Origin of the sequence: Pseudobacter ginsenosidimutans (genome assembly GCF_007970185.1) — a bacterium.
In the GTDB taxonomy this organism is placed as follows: Bacteria; Bacteroidota; Bacteroidia; order Chitinophagales; family Chitinophagaceae; genus Pseudobacter; species Pseudobacter ginsenosidimutans.
Window position 1 is genome coordinate 5,397,271 of sequence record NZ_CP042431.1, and the last position, 20,877, is coordinate 5,418,147.

Below are 20,877 nucleotides of genomic sequence, written 5' to 3' on the forward strand. Positions count from 1 at the left end.
AGTTCGATGAATGGCATTGCCGGTATTCCGGCGATGCCATTTGCATTTGAACGAAACCTGGAACTCCGCCCCGCATTTACGTTGTAATTATGCCGATTATACCTTTATGAAAAAGTTCATTCTAACAGGGATTACGGCTGCGGTGCTGGTGCATGCCTGTTCAAATACAGAAACGGATGTTGCAGCTGAAACGATGGCTGCCAGCTTGCAGGTTCCCTTCGATCAGCTTCCTGTTACAAATGCCGTATTTGTGGTGGACGGCACTACCAATTATGTGAACGTAATGGGCAATCAACGGAAACCAATCCCCACCTTTCCTTCGGTTGCTCAAAAGAAAGGATGGGCCGTTGGTTATGTAAAAGACACATATGGAAAACCCGTTCCGGGTGCAGTGATCGGAGTTCGTTCATCTGCATATGGAGGATTCACATCCGGTTCCTCTGCTGTAACCAATGAGAAAGGATATTATGAAGTGATGATACCCTGGGGCGTTGCGGATTTTTATGCTGGTGCCGCTATGGTGGATTATGAAGGTAGTCCTGTATCCATGAGTCTCTTTCCTGCGGACAGCAGCCTGGGTAGTTTCCCTGGTCCTGCAGGAATTGTGAAGAATTGGGTTTTATTGCCGTATGGACAATGCAGGCGGGCATCTGTTGCCAGCCAGCCGCATTTTTCTTCCAACTATTTTGGTGCTTCTATCAGTATCGAATATGCCTCCTATGATAAAGGAGATTTCTTTGCACAACCGGATCAGTTCGAAAGGAATTCCGAGTTTGAGATCAAACTGATTCCGCAGGAACTTATGCATGCCACTGAAAAGCGTTCCTTCACTATCCGGAAAACTGTTTATTACAATTCGCTCAATGTCCTGAATATCCCTGTTGGCAAATATAAGATCGAAGCGCGTAAACTGCCTGGTGGCGAGCCTTTGAAGCTGAAGTCCACATTCTACAATCCAAGACCGGAATATGGCATGAAACCTTCTGAGGCAACAGGCTCGGCAATGATCACGTTCATTCCAAAGTCCTCCGATGCCGGCACCACTATACCATATGGCGGCAACTGGGAGGATGTGCGAATATTGGTCAGTCAATAGAATAGTATTGTGTAAAATACCAATCAGTTCAGCTGCGTATTAACGCATATTGGTAACCGGTGGTTATGAGCAAAACGCTTTTTGAATTTGTTTTGTGGTTGAAAATCCCAACGCTTTATATCCGATTCCTGCTCTGAAAGTGGATCATCCGAAATAACCTGATCAACATAAATCTCAAATCAATCAAATATGAAATTGTTCCAGTTTACCGGATCAATACTCTTGTGTATTATTGTTTCCGTACCCGCCACCGCCAAAATATGGCGTGTAAATAACAATCCCGGGATCGATGCCGATTTTACGAGCGTGCAGGCAGCGCATAATGCAGCTGAAGGAGGAGATACGATCCATGTTGAAGGATCTGCCTCAAGATATGGGAGATTAACTATTTCCAAAAGAGTTTACATCATTGGCCCGGGTTACTACCTGGACCAGGTGCCCAATACCCAGGTAAATATGTTTTCAGCTGTTATCGAAGCGATCGATTTCAATACGGGTGCTGAAAACTCGGTGGTCATGGGAATAGAATGCCCCAGCGATGTCAATATCAATTGCCATAAGATAACGCTTATGCGTAACCGCCTGATGGCAGGAGGTATCGGAGAAGAGCGGCCATCTACCCCGATCAGGATCGGCTATGGTGCAGGAACAGAACCAGCAAACGATATCATCATTTCCCAGAATTATGGAGGCAACATACTTGTTCTGTATGGATCTACTCGTATCCTGATCTCCAATAATTACCTCACCCGGTCCACCAATGAAGGTGATGCAACAACCTTCGATGTGATCGGAGCTCCGTCATCCGCTATACTAATTGTCAAGAACAATGTTTTGCGCAGAGGCAGGCTTACTACTTACAATAGCTCCTATAGCAACAATATCATGATAAATGGTTCTGTCAATAATACTACTACCGGGAACCTGTTCCTCAACAATATCGGCTCAGAAGCACAGTTTGGTACAGCAAACGGTAATCAGTCGAATGTGAGCATGGCCAACGTTTTTGTGGGCAGGCAAACTGGTGTTTCCTGGGATGGAGAGTATATGCTTCGTGCCGGATCTCCCGCCATCGGCGCCGGTGAAGGCAGTACTCCACAAAATCCGATCGATTGCGGCATGTTTGGTGGCCTTACCAAATATGTGCTGGCCGGGCAGCCGCCAATGCCTGCCATTTATTCACTGGAAGTTTCCCCTGTAGGCTCATTGAATGAGCCTGTAAAAGTGAAAGCGAAAGTGAAATCTGCCGGTAAATAATTTTTTGGCCCAGCAACTTTTTATGAAATCAATACTACTTACAGCTTCTTTCTTAGTAGCTGCTTTGTTCCTGCTGCCAGCACAGCAGGCCATTGCGCAGCAGATAACGAAGGGAGAATATTTTATAGACGATGATCCCGGCTTCGGAAGAGGAAAACCTTTTTCCTTCACAGCCGGGGAAGATGTCACCAATGCTGCGTTCAATGTAGATTTTGCGGGTATAGCCGATGGGTTTCATCGGCTATACATGCGGTTTAGGAATGACGCAGGTACCTGGAGCATCACCAGTTCCAGAACTTTCTACAAACAACCAGCTCCGCCAACGGCTCCCGTCAATATCCTGAGGGGCGAGACCTTTATGGACAAAGACCCGGGCTTTGGAAAAGGGAATCCGCTTTTCACTGTTCAACAGAATGGTGAATCTGTGGCTTTGGTTTCTTACACAATGGAAGCCGGTCTGGCAGAAGGTTTCCATATGATGAGCACCAGGTTCCTGGATGCCAATGGCGTTTGGGGCCATACCAGTACCCGTTATTTCTTCAATCAGAAAATTCCTGTGGATCAGGCCAATGTCAGGATCCATCGGCTCGAATATTCGATAGATTTCGATCAGGGCCCCGGTCATGGAAAAGTGTACAATATTCCTGAAGCAGACAGATCAGGTAATGTAACCAATATTGTTTTCGAACCTGATCTCACCGGAGTGGAGATCGGTGCTCATAAATTATATGTTCGCGGACAGGACCAGTATGGCAAATGGGGGATCACTCAGATAGTTGATTTCAGGCTGGAACCACCTGGTGGAACTTTCATCACGATGGGCACCCTTCCGGAATTCCTTTGTGAAAATGGATTTACCCCTATACCATTTACCCTGAACGCGCCGATCCAGGCGAACAATATTTTCTATGCAGAACTGTCGGATGAATTCGGCAGTTTCGAAAATCCTGAACGGGGTGTAACCCGGATCGGTGAACTGATCGGTAATCAGCCAGGCATCATTCCTGCAAGGATCCCGAGATCCATGCGTTTGGGAACGAATTACAGGATCCGTATCGTTTCCACCAATCCACGTGATACCAGTGCTGAAAGTATTGGGCTGAACTTACATGCCAAACCCGGAGTGATAGCCATTGCCGGCGATACCATTACCTGTCTGGGCAAATATGATTACACTTTGAGCAATGGTGTACCCGGCTCTGCCAACTATAGCTGGAAACTGGTGTCAGGTGGCGTGCTCTCACCCAATGCAGAAAAAGTTTCGGTAGATTGGGTGGCAGCAGGCGTTCACAAGTTGGAAGTGACCGACCATACCATTTGCGCCTATGAAGATTCCGTGAAAACGTTGGAAGTGGATGTAGCCATTGCAGAGTTGGAAGGCGTTTTCTGGGATGCGCAGATGCTGCCGAAAGATAACCAGATCAATATCACTTTCCCGGTCACTTTCTCCTGGAATCCTATCAGCAATGCTGTTTCCTATGATCTTTACGTGTGGGAAGATGGCGCACAAAAACCTGCTGCCCCCACTGTGAGCAATCTTACAGGTGTAAGTTTTGTTTTCCAACACGATGGTGCCTTCTTCAAATACGGAAAGTCCTACAGATGGTGCATCGTAGCCAAACGAGCCTGTCAGAAAGTAGAAAGCCGTGTCTATTTGTTCCGCTTCCTCATTCATCCCAATCTCATTACCACGGAAGTAACGGGACCGGCCACTGTTTTCTCGGAAGGCTCCATTACCGTGAACTATAAAGTAAAGAACACAGGCGCCGGTGAAGCCGCCAATCAAACCTGGTCTGACCTGGTGTATCTTTCAACCGACAGGATCCTGGATAAGCAGGTTGATCATTACCTTGGTTCTGTTCCCAGCACTACTGCTGTTGCTCCGGGTGCAACCTATTCCGGTACCGGTACATTTGTAGTGCCGGTAGGATTGAACGGTGACTATCATATCATCGTTGTACCAAATGGCCTGGGCAGCTTACCGGAAACCGATCAGGAAGACAATGCCGGAGCCAGTAATCAGGCCACGGATGTACAGCTTACCCCGCCACCCGATCTGCAGGTGACCGCCATCGTTAGACCAGGCATCACTGCTTTCTCCGGCCAGTTCTATGATTTTTCCTGGACGGTCACCAACAAAGGAACCGGGCCCATGCGGGTGGATCATTGGTGGGATAATCTTTATATCTCACCTGACAGATCAACCGATCTTACCAATGCCATCAAACTGACCTCTGCGGTAAATGGTCCGCTGCTGGAAGTTGGTAAAGAAGGTAAACGTGGTGTGAATGTGAGGATCCCCAACGGCCTTTCAGGTAAGTACTACCTGATTGTACAAACCGATGTGCAGAGAGATGTGTATGAGCACTCCAATGAAGATAACAATATCATGGTGGGAGATGAGATCAACCTGGTATTGACGCCGCCCATCGACATGATCCCGGTTTCCATGCAGATCCAGGAAACTGCTACTTCATTTGACCAGATCCCGGTGAAATGGAGAGTGATGAACGATGGAGGGTCAACCACCAATGGCTGGAACTATTCCGATGTTTTCCTGCTGAGCAGGGATGCTGTGCTGGACAAGAGCAAGGCCATCCAGATCGGTGGAGCAGGAAAGAATTACAAACTCGATCCCGATCAATTCGATGATTCCGAATCCAAACTTTATATCAACGACACACTTCATGGCCTGTACTATGTTTACCTGGTAACAGATTTTTATGACCAGTTGTACGAGCATGACAATGAGAATAATAACGTACTCAAACACACGAAACAGCTGCTTGTCAAAACGCCCAATCTCCAGGTGAGCGAAGTGCGTATCCCTGCAAGCGCCGTTTCAGGATCACCCGTAACCATCGAATGGACAGTGAAGAACACGGGTGATGGCAGGGCGCGCAACCAGGCCATTACAGACAAGATCTATATCTCAACATTCCCGGAGATCACGGAAGAGAACAAAGGAACCTTTGTTGGGCAATTCACCTATGCGTCCGGCGACCTCGATGCCGGCAATTCAACTCCGCTCAACAAGCTGGACCTGAGATTGCCCAATGGTATTTCAGGACAATACTATGTTTTTGTGGTAACGGATACGGACGACCGAATCAAAGAACCTGCTCCCGGTGCAAAGAATGATAATACTACCCGCAGCACCACTGCTATGCAGGTGACTTTGCAATCCCTTCCGGATCTGGTGGTAACACAGATCGCTGCTACAGGGACTGTGCAGGCTGGCGCACCCATGAGCATTTCGTACAAAGTGCAAAACAGGGGAGATGAGGTCATATCCGGAAGATGGACAGATTACCTGTTCATCTCCAAAGAGCCTGTATGGGATGTGAACAAAGCCATTCATTTGAAAGATTTCCCGCAAGTAAGGGATATGTTGAAAATGGAAGAATACGGAAGCAACCATACGATGAAATGTCCGTCAACACTTCCTGCCGGTACCTATTATCTCTACCTGTTGGCTGACTTCAATGATGAATTGTATGAAAAAGATAATGAAACGGACAATATCCGCAGATCGGCTGCATTTGAAGTAGCAGCCTATCCTCCGGTTGATCTGCGTATGCAATCAGTGAGCAGTCCCGAACCTGCAATGAACGATACGAAAATTACGGTGGAATGGATAGTGAGGAATGCAGGATCCAACCATCCCGTTTCCGAATACTGGGTGGATGGCGTTTACCTTTCCCGCGACGAGCAATTTGGTGCAGATGATATTCTCATCGGTGGCGCAGAACACAATGAACCAATGGAACCCGGTGGAGCTTATACCAGGAAACAGTCATTCATACTGCCACGCAGGCTTCCGGCTGGCATCTACAATATCATTGTGGTAGCAGATCATATCAATACGCAGCAAGACAATAATCTTGCAAACAACTGGAAGCTTAGTCTCTTACAGGATGGCACTGTGGCGAAATTGCATATCCGCAGGGCTGAACCTGCAGACCTGCAACCTGTGTTGCTGTTGGCGCCTCCTGTGATCACAGCCGGTCAGGTGCCAGTAATCAGCTGGAGAGTAGCCAATGCCGGCGCCAATACCACCAGTGATAAAAACTGGGTAGACAGATTGTTCCTGTCTTCAGACAGGGTTTATGATCATGGAGATATTCCTGTCGGACAATATGGAAGGAACGATTCCCTGAAAGCAGGAGAAACCTATGAGCTGACTTCCCTGGAAAGTGTTGTTCCGCTCACAGCCAAAGGGAACTACTATCTCATTTTGAAAGTGGATGCAACCGACCGTGTTTTTGAAAATGACAAGGAAGGGAATAATGAGATGTCTGTGGCCATCACTGTTGTGGAGCCACAGAAGACAGATCTGAAAGTGCAGCCATTCACTGTTGCGGATACCATGCGGATCAAAGACAGGTTCAGGCTTTACTACACGGTGGAAAATGCCGGAGGTTATCCGGCAGAAGGCAGGATGAGAATGTCTTATTACCTGTCGAGGGATCCGGTGAAAGATCCATCTGACATCCTTATCGGGAGCGATTTTGCGCATTCAGGTATCCCTGCCGGCAAAGAGAAGAATTATGGCAGCAATGAATTGTCGATGGTGGGCGCCACAGGAGATTATTTCATTCTGGTGGAAGTGGATGCACAAAACCATATCGCGGAAACGGATGATGCGAACAATGTAACGGCATCTTCATTAATGGTGCACATAAAAGTGGATAGTCTTGAATTGAACAAGAGCAAAAGGATTGAGCAGTTCAGTGAAGTGCCACAATATTACAGGATCAATATTCCTGAAGAGCTGGACGGGCAGGCATTGCTCATCTCAACCAGCAGGATCACCGGAAAAGGAGAAGTGGAATTATATGTGAGGTATGAAGAAGTGCCTACAGCCGGCATCCACGATTATTCTCATCAATATGCATTGAACACCAACCAGGAATTGATGATCCCTGATCTGGAGGCTGGTACCTACTATCTGATGGTGCTCAGCAGGAATCATGTGAACCAGTTGCAGACGGTAGATCTGGGTGTGCATATCCGGAATTTCGAGATCAGGAAAGTGGAAACCAATAAAGGTGGAAATACCGGAAATGTAACGGTGAAGATCAGTGGATCAAAGTTCGAAGTCACTACCGATGTGTATCTGAGGAACGATGCCGGTATCACCATCAATGCTTCAAAGATCGTGTATATAGATCAGGCCACGGTTTTCGCCACTTTCCCTCTGGCAGGTGCAACAGCAGGAGCCTATGATGTAGTGGCAACAAATGAAGAGGGTACAGAAGTGCTATTGCCGAAGGGGTTCAATATTGAAGCAGGTAAGCAAACTGCCGTGGTGACCGCGGTGAAACATGCGGAATCTGTCCGGATGAATGCTTTGACCGCCATGACAATCGAGTTCAGTAACGAAGGCAATGTAGATATACCACTGACACAACGCGCCATTATCAGTTTGTTCAGAGCTCCATTGGGTCTTACAGCTGATCTGCCGGCAAATACATTGCCAGGTGTTACCATCACCCTGCTGGATTCGCGCGAACCCATAAAAGTATTGAGACCCGGCGCCAAAGGTTCCGTAAAGCTCTTTGCAAGGGCATCGCGGGAATTGGAATTTGGTATGTTCCATCTCGAAACCCAAGAACAGGCAAATCCATGAAGACTATTCAAATCATATTAATGACCCTCCTGGTCCACCTGTTGCAGGCGCAACAGGTGACCAGGCCACTGGTAGCGGAATGGGACCGTGTTCATACATGGGAAGATCAGTTGCTGTATTCTATAAAATGCGCCAATGGCGATATCGTCCTGTTCTGTCAGCCTGCCGACAGGAATCTGCATATGCTCCGTTTGAATGCAGCTGGTAAGCAATTATCAGATATCTCATTTCCTGCTTTTCGTCCATTCGGCAGACTGGAGATCTCATCAGTGAAAGAAAGCAAAGATGGCAACTTGTATGTGCTGCTCAATACGCCTGAGAGAGATCCGATGATTGCTAAGTTTTCCGTGAAAGGGCAATTGTTATTGGCGCAATCCTTACTCACGGAATTGAAGAGAACCAGTTTGTCTTACAGCTCGTCTTTATTCCTTAAAGACAGCACAGTGGTTTGTTACGGGATCAAGGGCGGAGATCTCTGGGAAGCTGTACTGGATCACAAGGGCTCAGTGATCACTGAAACGATTTATGCATGGGAAGATGATCACTATATCATGGACATCATTACTGCTGCCGATGGTAATCCGCTGATTCTTGCCAAAAGTGAAACCAGCGATGAAACAGGTAACAATATCGGCGTCACCCACCTCATCAGGATTAACAACCAGCGGCACACCCTTGAAAAATGGAATAGTTTTCCCGGAAGGAATGCCAGTATATGCCTGACCTCAAATGGAGGATATGCATTGACGGTAGATACCGCCACGGTTTCCCTCAATCAATCCTTTGTGCTGCATTTGCTGGACCATCAGCTGGTACTCAGGAATTCAGTGAAACTGTTCGACAATGAAACAGGCATTTCACCCGCAAAGATCAGTCCCTGGGCAAATGGGCTCTTAGCCATTACTGCAATAGAATCCGGAAAGCTCAGTTTACTTGTAATGGACCGGGAAGCGAGGCTGCAGGCAAAATTCTCTCAGGAGAATAAAGAGAAAGTGATGCTCCTCAGAACAGTTTTCCTGGATGAAGAAAAATTGGGTTGCCTGTATGAGTTTGATGCAGGTATTACTTCCGGTTCTGCAAACATGGACTGGTTCAGAGGAAAGCAAATCGTTTTTCCCCTGAACAAATTAACTGGTAAAGAATAATGCAATTATGAAAAGATATTTAATTGTTCTGTTGGTAATACTGTGTGGTTCTAATGGGATGACGCAAGACAGATTCCCGGTTCCGAACCCGGACCACAAACCAGTAAAAAATGGTTGTGTGAGTCAGTTCAGGATGGCAGGACTTAAAAAAGTTCCTTATAATTTTTCTGCAATGTGCGACGACCATACGGAATGCATCAATTCCTGTGGGGCTGATCTGGGTTTTTGCGGAGATAAGCTTTGGGCGTCAATGTCTCAATCCTGTAACGGAGATGAGAAGTGCAGGGACATTGCCAATCTTATCAATCTTTCAGTGCAGCGGTCCTCTGCTGCACAAAAAGCCTATTCAAGGGCGCAGAAGAAAGCCTGTTTGACCTGTGATGATGTGTTCAGATTTGCCGGTTCAAAAATGATCAATACTTATTGCGCAGATGCGCCGCTCACTATCAATGACTCTGTAACACTTGATATGGAAATCCACCCGGAGGTAAAGAAGAACCTGAAGAACTTTGAGGTGGGTTCCGTTTCCCGGACATTTGATGTTAAATCAGGGGAAAGTCCGAGATTAAGGATCGGTGATCTGGGATCGTCCCGGGTGTTTTATGTGAAAGGTACTTTCTCGCTCAATAATCAGAATATCACCTGTGGATCTACCGTGAGTATCGAGTTCAAATCCGTCGATTGTGGGAAGCCTGCACATAGATGGCGGATCCCGGTACGCGCATCCGTAGACCCCAACGATATCATCGGTCCGGAAGGTTTTGGCGATGGAAAAATGGTGAGCAGCCGCCTGCCGCAACCCTATACGATCCGTTTCGAGAATGATTCCAACCTGGCCACAGCACCGGCGCAGATCGTTCATATTACCCATCCGCTCGATAAGAATGTAGATCCTTTTTCCATTCGCTTAGGCAATTTCGGATTCGGTAAGTATGTATTTGAAATACCTGAAGACCGGACTTTCTACAATACCCGCCTCGATCTCAATGCAGATCTCGGTATTGTAGTGGACCTGACTGCAGGTATCAATACAGAAACCCGTGAAGCATTCTGGATCTTCGAATCCAAAGAGTCTGCTACAGGATTTCCTCCCACAGATGTGATGAAGGGTTTCCTGCCTGTGAACGATCCTGAACATGCAGGCGAAGGATTCATTACGTATACCATCAAAGGTGCACCTAATGCAGCTACCGGTGATACGGTACATGCGAAAGCTTCCATCGTTTTCGACGATAATGCGCCCATTGAAACGCCTCCCATCTGGAATACACTCGATGCCGGCGATCCACATAGCAGCATGAAGCCGCTTCCGGCCAAAGCAGAAGGCTCATCGCTCAAACTGGAATGGACAGGTGCAGATGATCCGGAAGGATCAGGTATCAGACATTACGATCTCTACATGTCGAAAGACAATGGACCCTTTCTGGTTTATAAAGAAGGCATCAAAGAAACATTCGTTGACTTCAACGAAGAAGGAGGGCACTATAAATTCTTCGTTATTGCAACCGATAATGTTGGCCACCGCGAAGCACAGAAAACCGCTGCAGAAGTATCCGTTGAATGGAGACCTTCTTTGGGATGTCCTTCCAATAAAATTGCAGAACCCGATGCAGGTGTGTGTACTGCCGTGGTAACGGGTATCGATCCGGACAGAGGCGCTCTTTCTTCCACTGTTGTGATCAGCTACACGCTCAGCGGCGCAACTACCGCCACTGGGACGGGTTCAGCCAGTGGGCTCAGTTTCAACAAAGGAGTAACCACTGTTACCTATTCCGCCAACACCAATCCGGTGGTGACCTGCTCCTTTACAGTAACCGTGAACGAAAGGGCAGAGATCTGTAACAACCAGATCGATGATGATTGCGATGGCCAGGTGGACGAAGATTGCCCAACAGGCGCAGTGCTCTGGTACCGCGATGCCGATAACGATGGCTATGGCGACATCAACAATACTGTTCTTGCCGTGAGCAAACCCGATGGCTATGTTGCCGATCTCAGGGATTGTAACGATGGCGATGCTACCGTGCATCCCGGCGCTACCGAAATCTGCAACAACAATGTAGATGATGATTGCGATGGTCAGGTAGATGAGGATTGCCCCACCAACGAAACTACCTGGTACCGGGACGCTGATAACGATTCCTATGGCGATCCCAACAATACCCGCCGTGCTGCCAGCAAACCCGATGGCTATGTAGCAGACAACAGGGATTGCAATGATAATAACGCCAATATTCATCCGGGCGCTACGGAGATCTGTGGCAATAACCAGGATGATGATTGCGATGGACAGGTAGATGAGAATTGTCCTGCATCGAAAACCTGGTACCGCGACAATGATAACGATGGTTATGGTGATGAAGCACATTCGGTGCAGTCCGCAGACAAGCCAGCCGGATATGTAGACAGGAAAGGCGATTGCAACGATAATAACCCGAATATCCATCCCGGCGCTACGGAGGTTTGTGATGGTGTTGATAATAACTGTGATGGCAGAGGTGATGATTGCGCTCCAGGTCTTTATGCCAGGGCGATGCCCAACCCCAGCAACCGTTTCTTCCGCATCGTTATGCAGAGCGATCAACGCGAAGCAGTGACCATTACCATCCGTAACAGCAATGGCAAAGTGATGGAAGTGATCCGGACAGCTGTAACGGCCACACCTGAGTTTGGCGCCAACTATACTTCCGGTATCTACTATGCGGAAATAGTGCAGGGCGGCAGAAGAACAGTACTGAAACTGATCAAGCTTCCCTGATCATAATGATTGAGAAGGAGAGGGGCTGACCTCATTTTGATGTCAGCCCCTTTTAATTGCTCCGATCTTCTTAAATTAGCGCACCCATAACTATACTGTATGAAATGGAAAGGCTATCTAATTGGGATCGTTATTGCTGTTATTGCGCTGATATTACTCTTCACCCGCATGAACAACAGGATCAGGAATAAGATCAGTAAGGAAGAGGCCGCGCAGAAAGCAGCTCACCAGGACCTTCCCGTGTATACGCCTCCCATCGATTCCTTTCCATATCTCTACAAACCTTATGATACCATGAGCATCACACCTAACAGCTGGGCCCTTGTATTGAAAGGCAGCAAAGCCGATGTGGATCCCAAAAACAAACGGCTGGTGGAAGCGGATGGCGATATGATATTTGTGATCCACAAAAAAGATATTCCATTTGTTGTGAATACCCGTATCCTTCAACTCAAGGTCCTGAAGCCGGGGATCTTCCGTGTGGAAGCATTTCGTGTTGACAATGGCGAGAAAGTGGATGTGCTGGAAGGAGTGGTCCGTGCGCAAAAAAGATACAAATCTCCCTTCCCGGAACCCGATACTGTGCGCAGTTCCGAAATGGTGATGATCAACGACAAGATCGACCTGATGGAAAAAGAAAAAGAAGACCTCGCTCAATTTGCCCAATGGTGGCGATCCAGGAAATAAAGTTTCATTTCGCTTCACCCTAATTGTACCATGCAGTGTTTGATGGAAAGGCGCCGGTATAAAAACAGGCGGCTTTTCGAGTATGGTATATTTCCAACATTCCCGCGCTGCCCTGATGGCAGGATGCATGCTCCTGGGTGCAGGGCTTTCGGGCCAGGCCCAATCCAAAAAAGATACGATCAGCGCTGACGGACTCCGCAAAGGCATCGTAAAAGCAGTTGCTCAAAAACTGCAAAAAAGTCATTTTGCTCCCAAAGCTTTCGACGATAAATTCTCCACTGAGATCTGGGATAGTTTTCTCCGTAACCTCGATGGTCGCCGGAATGTTTTCCTGGCCGGCGATATTGAAAAGCTGAACAAATACAGGCTCCTGCTGGATGATGAGATCAATGAAGGCAGTATTGCATTTTTCGACGAAGCCTGGAAGATCTATTCCCGGCGTTTGCTGGAGGCAAAAGCCCTTGTTGAGAAATCACTGCAGCAACCTTTCAGCTTTACTTCCAAAGAAGTGTTGGAAACGGAAAGAAAAGACAGTCCATATCCCACTACCATAGCCGAAAGAGATAAGATCTGGTACGCATTCCTGAAATATGCAGTGCTCAGGGCATATACAGACCTGGAAACAAATACAGGCTCTGCAACCATCGATCCTGTTCTGGAAAAGAAAGCGCGTGAAAATGTTGCTGCCCAGTATCGCCGCTTCTTTATCACACAACAAAAAGAAACTGCTGTAAACGAGAAGTTCGCCATGTACGTTAATGCGATTGCATTGAACATGGACCCTCATACCACTTACACTTTTCCAACCATGAAAGATCCCGTGCGTGCCCAGTTGTCCGGCCAGTACTTTGGCATCGGTATGGAACTGGGGATCGGGGAAATGGATGTTTTTGTGAAAAGACTGGTACCCGGAGGCTCTGCTTATAAAAGTGGCCTGCTGAAAGAGAACGACAGAATCCTGGCAGTGATCGATAATAAAGGGAAGATGGTACCTACTGCAGACCTCGATCCCAATGATATCAGTAGTATGATCAGGGGAGAAGAAGGTACTTCCGTTACCATGCTGGTAATGCAGCCGGGTTCTCCTGAAAGAACGGTTACTATTCCCCGTGAGAAGATCTCCGAGATCGCCAACAAGGCAAAAAGCGCCGTGATCAACCAGAATGGAAAAAAGATCGGCTATCTCTACCTGCCTTTGTTCTATTTGAACTCCGGCAATGAACAACTGCCTGGCTGCTCGGCAGACGTGGCGGCTGAGCTGGATAAACTCCGAGACCAGGAAGTGGAAGGGATCGTATTTGACCTGCGTGGAAATGGCGGTGGCTCCCTCACCGAAGTGGTTAGGATGGGAGCCAGCTTCATGCCAGCCACACCGATGAGCCTCCTGCGTTCAAGGGATAAAGTAGACGTTTATACCTCTCCGGTAGTGAACGCGCCGAAGTTCCAGGGACCACTGGTAGTTTTGGTTGACGAAGGCAGCGCCTCCGCATCAGAAATTTTTGCTGCTGCTATTCAGGACCATCAGCGTGGCCTGGTGATCGGAACTTCCTCTTCATTCGGAAAAGGCACTGCACAAACGATGACGAATATCGGTAAGATGGGAGACCCCGCCAATGGCATTCCCGATATCAATTACGGAAGCATGCGCATCACCTTACAAAAGTTCTATCGTGCAAGTGGCGCCACTACTCAATTGCAGGGCGTTAAGCCCGATGTGGTGCTGGCAGACAGACTGGTGCTCAATAGTGTGAGGGAGATCGAAATGCCCGCTGCCATGGCGGTGGATACACTTGCTGTTGATAAAGCTCCGGAAAAATTCAATACCATCGATTATGCGCCGCTGATCAACAAAGCTCAGCAAAGAGCCATGGAAAACAGTACGCTTCAGATGATCGGTAAGAACATGAGCAGACTGCAATACCTGCAGAAAGCCCCGGTTAACATGGAGCTGGGCAGTTACAGGAAATTGAAACAGGAGATGAAAGACCTGGAGCAGCAAATTGCAAAGGCAAAAGAACTGCCATCTTCAGGTATGCAACTCTCCGCTTCTTTTTACACAAACATCAATCCTGCATTACAGAAAAAAGATGAATACCAGGAAAAACTATACAATAACTGGCTGGAAAGCCTGAGTAAAGACCTTTTCTTATCCGAAGCTGTACAACTGGTACAGGATATGATCAAAGCGCCTCAAATAAAAAAATAAATACCAAACACAAATTCCAATGATGAAGAAATTGCTATCTGCTGCTCTTTGCTTGCTGGCACTGAGTGCACGCAGCCAGGACGAACTCACTATCGAAGCCGATATGAAGTGGTTGCCCAACGATACAGTAGTGTATGTTTATGATCCTTATTCAGGTGAAAGTGATTCCACTTTTGTGAAAAATCACAAATTCAACCTGACCATGAAAATGCCTAAAGGTGGTTGTGCCTATATCCTGCAGGTTGGCCGTGATGTTTCGAATATTGAAAAAACTGCAACAGTACAATACCTCGAGCCAGGAAAAATGGTGATCAAAGACGGAAAAGAACCCGGATTCAAGCATGCAAAATATTCAGGCAGCCAGTTTGTAAAGGACTGGGTGTATGTAATGGATAATATTTCAGAGACCTCTCCACGTTACCTCAAATTGAATGAGCTGGAAGCAATACAGATCAAGGCTACCCAGATCGGTGATGAAGATGCTGCTGAAAAAGCAAGGAACGAAGCCAGTGTGCTGCTCAAGAAAAGGAACGAAGACGCCCTGACCTGGGTAAGACAAAATTCCAACTCCGGCGTGGCTTCCTACGTGATCATGGCCTGGTTCAATAAGAGCAGGGATTCCCTGATCCGTTCTCTGGGTGCACATGCACAGAAAAGCAGGATCTCCCAAAGGATCCTCAATCCCGGAAAAACAGATCCACTGCCAGTTTCATTCAGCATGGGCGCTCCTGCTGAAGATAAACTGGCTCCCGGTAAAGAAGCTCCTGCCTTTACCACTCTGGATGAGAATGGAAAGGAAGTAAAGCTGTCTGACTTCAAAGGAAAATATGTATTCCTGGATTTCTGGGCAAGCTGGTGCGGACCCTGCAAACCGCAGATCCCCTTCCTGAAAGCGGCCAATGATAAATTCAAATCGAAGAATTTTGTAATGATCGCTATTTCACTTGATGGTAACCGTGATGCCTGGCTGAAAGCCGTAGCCAGCCATAAAATGGATTGGCTCCAGCTCTCTTCCCTGAAATCCTGGAAAGAGCCTGCTGCTACAGCTTATGAAGTGAATGCCATTCCTTTCAATGTACTGATCGGACCTGACGGAAAGATCCTGGCGAAAGGACTCTACAATGAAGATATCGACAAGAAGCTTTCCGAACTGGTGAAATAAACCAATCAACCGAACCGCACATGAAAAACAGAATAGTATATGTTCTGATGATGATGCTTCTTCCGGCTTTTTCCTTTGCACAGGGATTTGTGATCAAAGGAAAAGTGCCGGGCATCATCAGCGGCTATGCCAGGATCGATGCGCATCAGCATGATGGCGAAGCTGTGCAGGATGTAATGCCTGAAAGGATCAGGATCGTGAATGGCGAATTTGAACTGAAGGGAAAAATAAGCCAGCCTGAAATGATAAGTGTGTACATCAGTACAAAAAAAGTGAGTATTTTCCTGGAGAATACGGATTATTCCATCGAGACCTCCTTCGCTGACCTCAACGAAACTTCCGTGAAGGGAGGTGCTTTGAATGCTTCAAGATTGAAATTCATCGAAGAGAAATTATCGCCGGAAGGGTTTGTTAGAAAATATCCTGCAGATCCTTTCTCTGCCTGGCTGTTGAAGATGTACCTGAAGGATAAGCCTGATGATTTGGGCAAGCTGTATGAACTGCTCAGCGCTGAAGTGAAAGCCTCCATATTCGGACAGGAAGTTAAAGCCATGTTCGATCCGGAACTGAGGCCTTCACTCACCGGTAAACCCGCTCCGGCGGCTATTTTAACGGATGTGGACGGTAAACAGTTTTCCTGGGACCGCTTTGCCGGCAAATTGCTGGTAGTGGATTTCTGGGCATCCTGGTGCGGACCTTGCAGGTATTTCATTCCAAAACTGAAAAAGACCTACGAGGCTTATGCACCGAAAGGTGTAGCGTTCATCAGTGTTTCGGTTGATGATAAAGTTGATCTCTGGAAGAATGCGGTGATGGAAGAAAAGATGCCCTGGCACCAGGGGCTGGGCCAGCATGGCTTCAGCGATGCCGGACTGAAAACTCCTTTCCTTTTCAGCTCGATCCCTTATATGGTGATCATCGGGCCTGATGGGAAAGTAGTGGCTGAACTTGATTTCTATAAGAAAGAAAGATTGGAGAACGAACTGGACCGTTTGCTTTCCGAACACAAATAAGTCTTTTTTTTTCTGTAGTTCGATAAGGGGTTGACTTTAGCGGTCAACCCCTTTCTTTTTGAATCAAAATAACACCCTTGATAGCCCTTATTACCTTAAAGAAACCTGAATATGTTTCAGATTGACCACACAAAGAAAAGGAGGGAAGCGATGTGAAGGAATGTCCGTTTAACGGATGGGGCAGTTCACTTAACAGCTTCGGTGATCCAACAAAAAAGCGAAGGCCGCTCCAGGTGGAACGGCCTTACACAGGTTGGTATTACAAAAGTAATTAACGTACGAAGGAATGTGAAACGATGCCTGAAGTAGTTGAGTTGCTGTTGAATTCCTGGGCAGCTACGGATTTACCGTTCACAATGATCTCCAGTTTCAGGTTGCCACCAACAAAAGAGGCGCCGGTAAGGCCGATGCCTACAGGCTCGGTCAATTTGATTTCCACTTTCTTGTTGAAGGGAATGGCAGCATCGTTGATATCTGTCTCACCCAATGTTTCATTGGTGAACATGATATCGGCTTTGTTCAGGCCGCTGTTGCTGCTCACTTTGTACTCTACGGTTACAGTGCGTGGAAAGCCGCTGTCTTTTTTGTCGTCTTTATCCTTACTGCAGGAAGTTCCGAGCAGCGCTACTGCCATTAAAAGCGTAAAAAATCTCATAGGGTGTCTCAATAATGGTGTCTTCATCTTCGAATAGTTTTAATAGCTGATACGATAATTAACTGCAAAAATATTGGCGTCGTAACTGCGTTCCAATCCTATGAAACATGGTTTTTCAACTACCTGTTTCCCGGTATTTTTCCACTATTTGATTTTTGAAGCCCAATTATTGTTTATTTGCTCCCATGATGCAGAAAATCCGTCTCACCACCCTCATGTTTTTTGTTTCCGCCTGCTGCTTTGCACAATTGCCGGCGAAACCAAACAGGTATACAGACAGTTTGAATGCAGTTGTGCAGAATGGGAACGACAGCAGCAAATCCGCTGCAGCACTACTGCTTTCCTACTACTGGGTTGCCCGTGATACCAGTAAGAGCCAGCAGTTCATAGACCTCGCAAGGATCGCCGGAAAGCAGTATCCTTATCAGCTTGCACTCTCATATTTCTATGAAGGCGTGTTGTTTTATATGAAGTCAGACATCGCTTCCAGTGAAAGGTCCTTCCAGGAAGCCATTAAAAGACTCGAAGTATTCGATACACGCGAAGCGCTCAGCTTCCGCTCCCAGGCCTGGCATAATTACGGCATCCTGCAACAGGCGAAAGGAGATGAAGAAGGCTTCGCCAGGATCATGATCGATGAAAGCATTCCGCTGGCGCAGCAGGCGCAGGATACAGCTTATCTTGGCAAGAACTATCTCGATCTTGCCATCGTATTCAAGAATACGCAGCAATACGATAAAGCCACCACTTATCTCCTGGATGCAATCAACACTTTATCTGCCCATAAATCGAACAAAGCCACCAACAATTCCACGCTGAACCTCATCAATGCCTATACCACGCTTGCCGAGAACTATGTGCTGGGCGGCAATCATGAAATGGCAAAGCCGGTGCTGGACAGCGCCATGGCATGGCTTACCCGCAAGCCCAATGATCATTTGATTGTGGATTACTATTCGGCAGAAGCGCTTTACAATGTGGCGATGAAACAATACAGGGAAGCGCTGGTGAGTGTAGACAGTGGTGTTGCCAAAGCTAAGGAGCAGGGAAGGACCTATGATGAGCAAAGACTGTTACTGCAAAAATATTATGCGCTGCACAATTTGAAAAGATACAGGGAAGCGGCCTCGGTAATGGACTGGCTCTCGCAGCAACCCGAGATGATGACCCTGCTCAGCAGCAAACTGGAAGTTTTCAAAGGCATGTCTGAAACACAGGCTGCACTTGGTAATTTCAAGCCCGCTTATGAATGGTCTGTCCGATACAGTCAGCTGAGCGACAGTATCAATGGCAGCCGCCTGAAAAATGAGATCCACAACATGGAGATCAAATACGGGAATGCAGAAAAACAGAAAGCCATCGATGCCCTGAAACTGGAAAACGAGAAATCCTCTCTCTCAGCCAGGAATACACGACTGATGATCTGGTTCCTTGCTTCGGTCTGTATACTGTTGTTCATCCTGGCCGTGGTAACGTTCCTGTATATGCGTAACAATAAGAGGCTGTCGCAACAGAAAGATCTTTTCCATCAGCAGCAGCTCCGGGAAATTGAGCAACAGCAGCAGATACATGTGGGCCATGCATTGCTGCAGGGCGAAGAGCGGGAGCGGCGCCGCGTGGCCGGTGATCTGCATGACGGACTGGGTGGACTTTTGGCCGGAGTGAAAATGAACCTCACGGGTATGGCCACCGAAACCAAAACGAAGGACCTGAACAGGGTGGTGGACCAGCTTGACCATTCTATCAGTGAATTGCGCCGCATCGCCAGGAACATGATGCCTGAAGCATTGCTGAAGTTCGGACTGGAAACAGCTTTGAAAGAAGCCTGCGAAAACCTAATCTCCGATAAAGTGAATATCCGCTTTCAATCTTATGGGATCCGCTCCAATATTCCCCACGAAAAGCAGCTCACCATTTATCGTGTGGTGCAGGAGCTGCTGAACAATGCCATCAAACATGCATACGCCAGCGAGATTCTCCTGCAATGCAGTCAGAACAATGATACATTTTTCATTACCCTGGAAGATAACGGCAGGGGCTTCGATACCAGCGCCATCAGGAGTTTCAAAGGGATCGGCCTCAGCAATGTAAAGAACCGCGTGGATTATCTCAGCGGAAAGCTCGAGATCAATTCCACTGTCAATGAAGGAACTTCCATAAACATAGAATTGAATGTTGCAGAATAGTGAACTGATACAACTCGCAATCGTGGATGATCATCCTGTGGTGATCGAAGGATTGCAAAGACTGCTGGGCAGTAAGGATTATCTGAATGTTGCAGGAACTTTTACGTCCGGCAATGAATTCCTGCTCTACCTGAAAACGAACAGAACGGATATTGTTCTGCTGGATATCTCCCTGCCGGACTCCAATGGAATGGAGCTTTGCAAGGAGATCAAGAAACGCTCTCCCGGCACCTGTGTGCTGGCGCTCAGTAACCATAGTGAACGCAGCATCATTATGCAGATGCTGCAGAATGGCGCCAGTGGTTACCTGCTGAAAAATGCATCGGCAGATGAATTGCTGAATTGCATCAATGAAGCATTGAATGGACAGATCACTTTCAGTAATGAGATCAAGCAGATCATTGCAAGACCTTCTGCACATGAACTCAAGGAGGTGCCGCAGCTGACGCGCCGAGAAAAAGAAATTCTCGCATTGATCTCAGATGGAATGACCACGCCGCAGATCGCGGAAAAACTGAACCTGAGCCAGCTTACCATCGAAACTCATCGTCGTAATCTTCTGCAGAAATTTGAAGTGAATAATGTGGCGGCCCTGATCAAAGTGGCTGTGCAGCAGGGACTGGTGTAATAGAGTTAGAGATTTCCACTGTTTTTGATATGTTTGCCGGAACTCAAAAACCTTATTTCTGGAATTAGCTATGCTGCTAATACTCTTCGCCTCCGTTCTAACCGGATGTCTGAAGCGCGCCGAAAAAATACTAAGGTAGTACCTTCGGTACGGCACCTACCACGTCAATGGAAGTTAACTGATCAGGTATTTGCGCCAATCCCCTATTCTCAATGGGTGATCATAATTCCCTCATCTTTCTTTTTCTCTTAATGCTTTGAAAATCAGTTTTCAATACAGGGTACTTTATCCAATTACGGAACTCCGCAAAAAAATATTTTGGTCGAATCGTAAAAAGCCTAAATTTGGTTATCCAGAAATTGGTCAACCAATTTGTTGGGATATTCAAAACGAAACGATTGTTAACCCCCAAACGCTGACTTCCGATTGGGTCATGCAAACAAGCTTGCTTT

The 20,877-nt window shown here is 47.1% G+C and carries 12 protein-coding genes; 11 read left to right on the forward strand and 1 reads right to left on the reverse strand.

Annotated features, from left to right (window positions below; translation table 11 throughout):
* Positions 1 to 106: 106 nt before the first annotated feature.
* From FSB84_RS21190 to FSB84_RS21230, 9 genes are all read left to right on the forward strand, one after another.
* Positions 107 to 1,096, forward strand: a complete 990-nt coding sequence (locus FSB84_RS21190) for an Ig-like domain-containing protein (protein WP_130539876.1) — start codon at positions 107 to 109, stop codon at positions 1,094 to 1,096.
* Positions 1,097 to 1,285: 189 nt separating this feature from the next.
* Positions 1,286 to 2,353, forward strand: coding sequence for a right-handed parallel beta-helix repeat-containing protein (locus FSB84_RS21195; RefSeq protein WP_130539877.1), 1,068 nt, complete (start codon positions 1,286 to 1,288; stop codon positions 2,351 to 2,353).
* 22 nt (positions 2,354 to 2,375) lie between these two features.
* Entirely contained in the window at positions 2,376 to 7,985 is a 5,610-nt protein-coding gene (locus tag FSB84_RS21200; protein WP_130539878.1) for a CARDB domain-containing protein, read from the forward strand.
* Entirely contained in the window at positions 7,982 to 9,130 is a 1,149-nt protein-coding gene (locus FSB84_RS21205; RefSeq protein ID WP_130539879.1) for a hypothetical protein, read from the forward strand. The genes FSB84_RS21200 and FSB84_RS21205 overlap by 4 nt, the downstream gene beginning before the upstream one ends.
* Before the next feature lie 250 nt (positions 9,131 to 9,380).
* Complete coding sequence (locus FSB84_RS31725) at positions 9,381 to 11,888, forward strand: MopE-related protein (protein ID WP_158644046.1); 2,508 nt, start codon at positions 9,381 to 9,383, stop codon at positions 11,886 to 11,888.
* Between the two features lie 99 nt (positions 11,889 to 11,987).
* Positions 11,988 to 12,575, forward strand: a complete 588-nt coding sequence (locus FSB84_RS21215) for a hypothetical protein (RefSeq protein ID WP_130539881.1) — start codon at positions 11,988 to 11,990, stop codon at positions 12,573 to 12,575.
* A gap of 82 nt (positions 12,576 to 12,657) precedes the next feature.
* Complete coding sequence (locus FSB84_RS21220; RefSeq protein WP_130539882.1) at positions 12,658 to 14,781, forward strand: carboxy terminal-processing peptidase; 2,124 nt, start codon at positions 12,658 to 12,660, stop codon at positions 14,779 to 14,781.
* A 19-nt stretch (positions 14,782 to 14,800) separates the two neighbouring features.
* Positions 14,801 to 15,943: an AhpC/TSA family protein gene (locus tag FSB84_RS21225; protein ID WP_130539883.1), complete on the forward strand. Its 1,143-nt coding sequence runs from the start codon at positions 14,801 to 14,803 to the stop codon at positions 15,941 to 15,943.
* Between the two features lie 20 nt (positions 15,944 to 15,963).
* Positions 15,964 to 16,956: a TlpA disulfide reductase family protein gene (locus FSB84_RS21230; protein ID WP_130539884.1), complete on the forward strand. Its 993-nt coding sequence runs from the start codon at positions 15,964 to 15,966 to the stop codon at positions 16,954 to 16,956.
* 271 nt (positions 16,957 to 17,227) lie between these two features.
* Here the strand turns inward: FSB84_RS21230 and FSB84_RS21235 are convergent, their stop codons facing one another.
* Positions 17,228 to 17,638, reverse strand: a complete 411-nt coding sequence (locus FSB84_RS21235) for a hypothetical protein (RefSeq protein ID WP_130539885.1) — start codon at positions 17,636 to 17,638, stop codon at positions 17,228 to 17,230.
* Between the two features lie 158 nt (positions 17,639 to 17,796).
* On the opposite strand from FSB84_RS21235, the gene FSB84_RS21240 reads away from it, so the two are divergent.
* Both FSB84_RS21240 and FSB84_RS21245 read left to right on the forward strand, forming a co-directional pair.
* On the forward strand, positions 17,797 to 19,797 hold the full coding sequence (locus tag FSB84_RS21240) for a sensor histidine kinase (protein ID WP_130539886.1): 2,001 nt from the start codon (positions 17,797 to 17,799) through the stop codon (positions 19,795 to 19,797).
* Positions 19,784 to 20,425 (forward strand): response regulator transcription factor, encoded by a 642-nt coding sequence (locus tag FSB84_RS21245; protein WP_130539887.1) that lies wholly within the window; start codon positions 19,784 to 19,786, stop codon positions 20,423 to 20,425. Before FSB84_RS21240 ends, FSB84_RS21245 begins: the two co-directional genes overlap by 14 nt.
* The last annotated feature ends 452 nt before the right edge of the window (positions 20,426 to 20,877 follow it).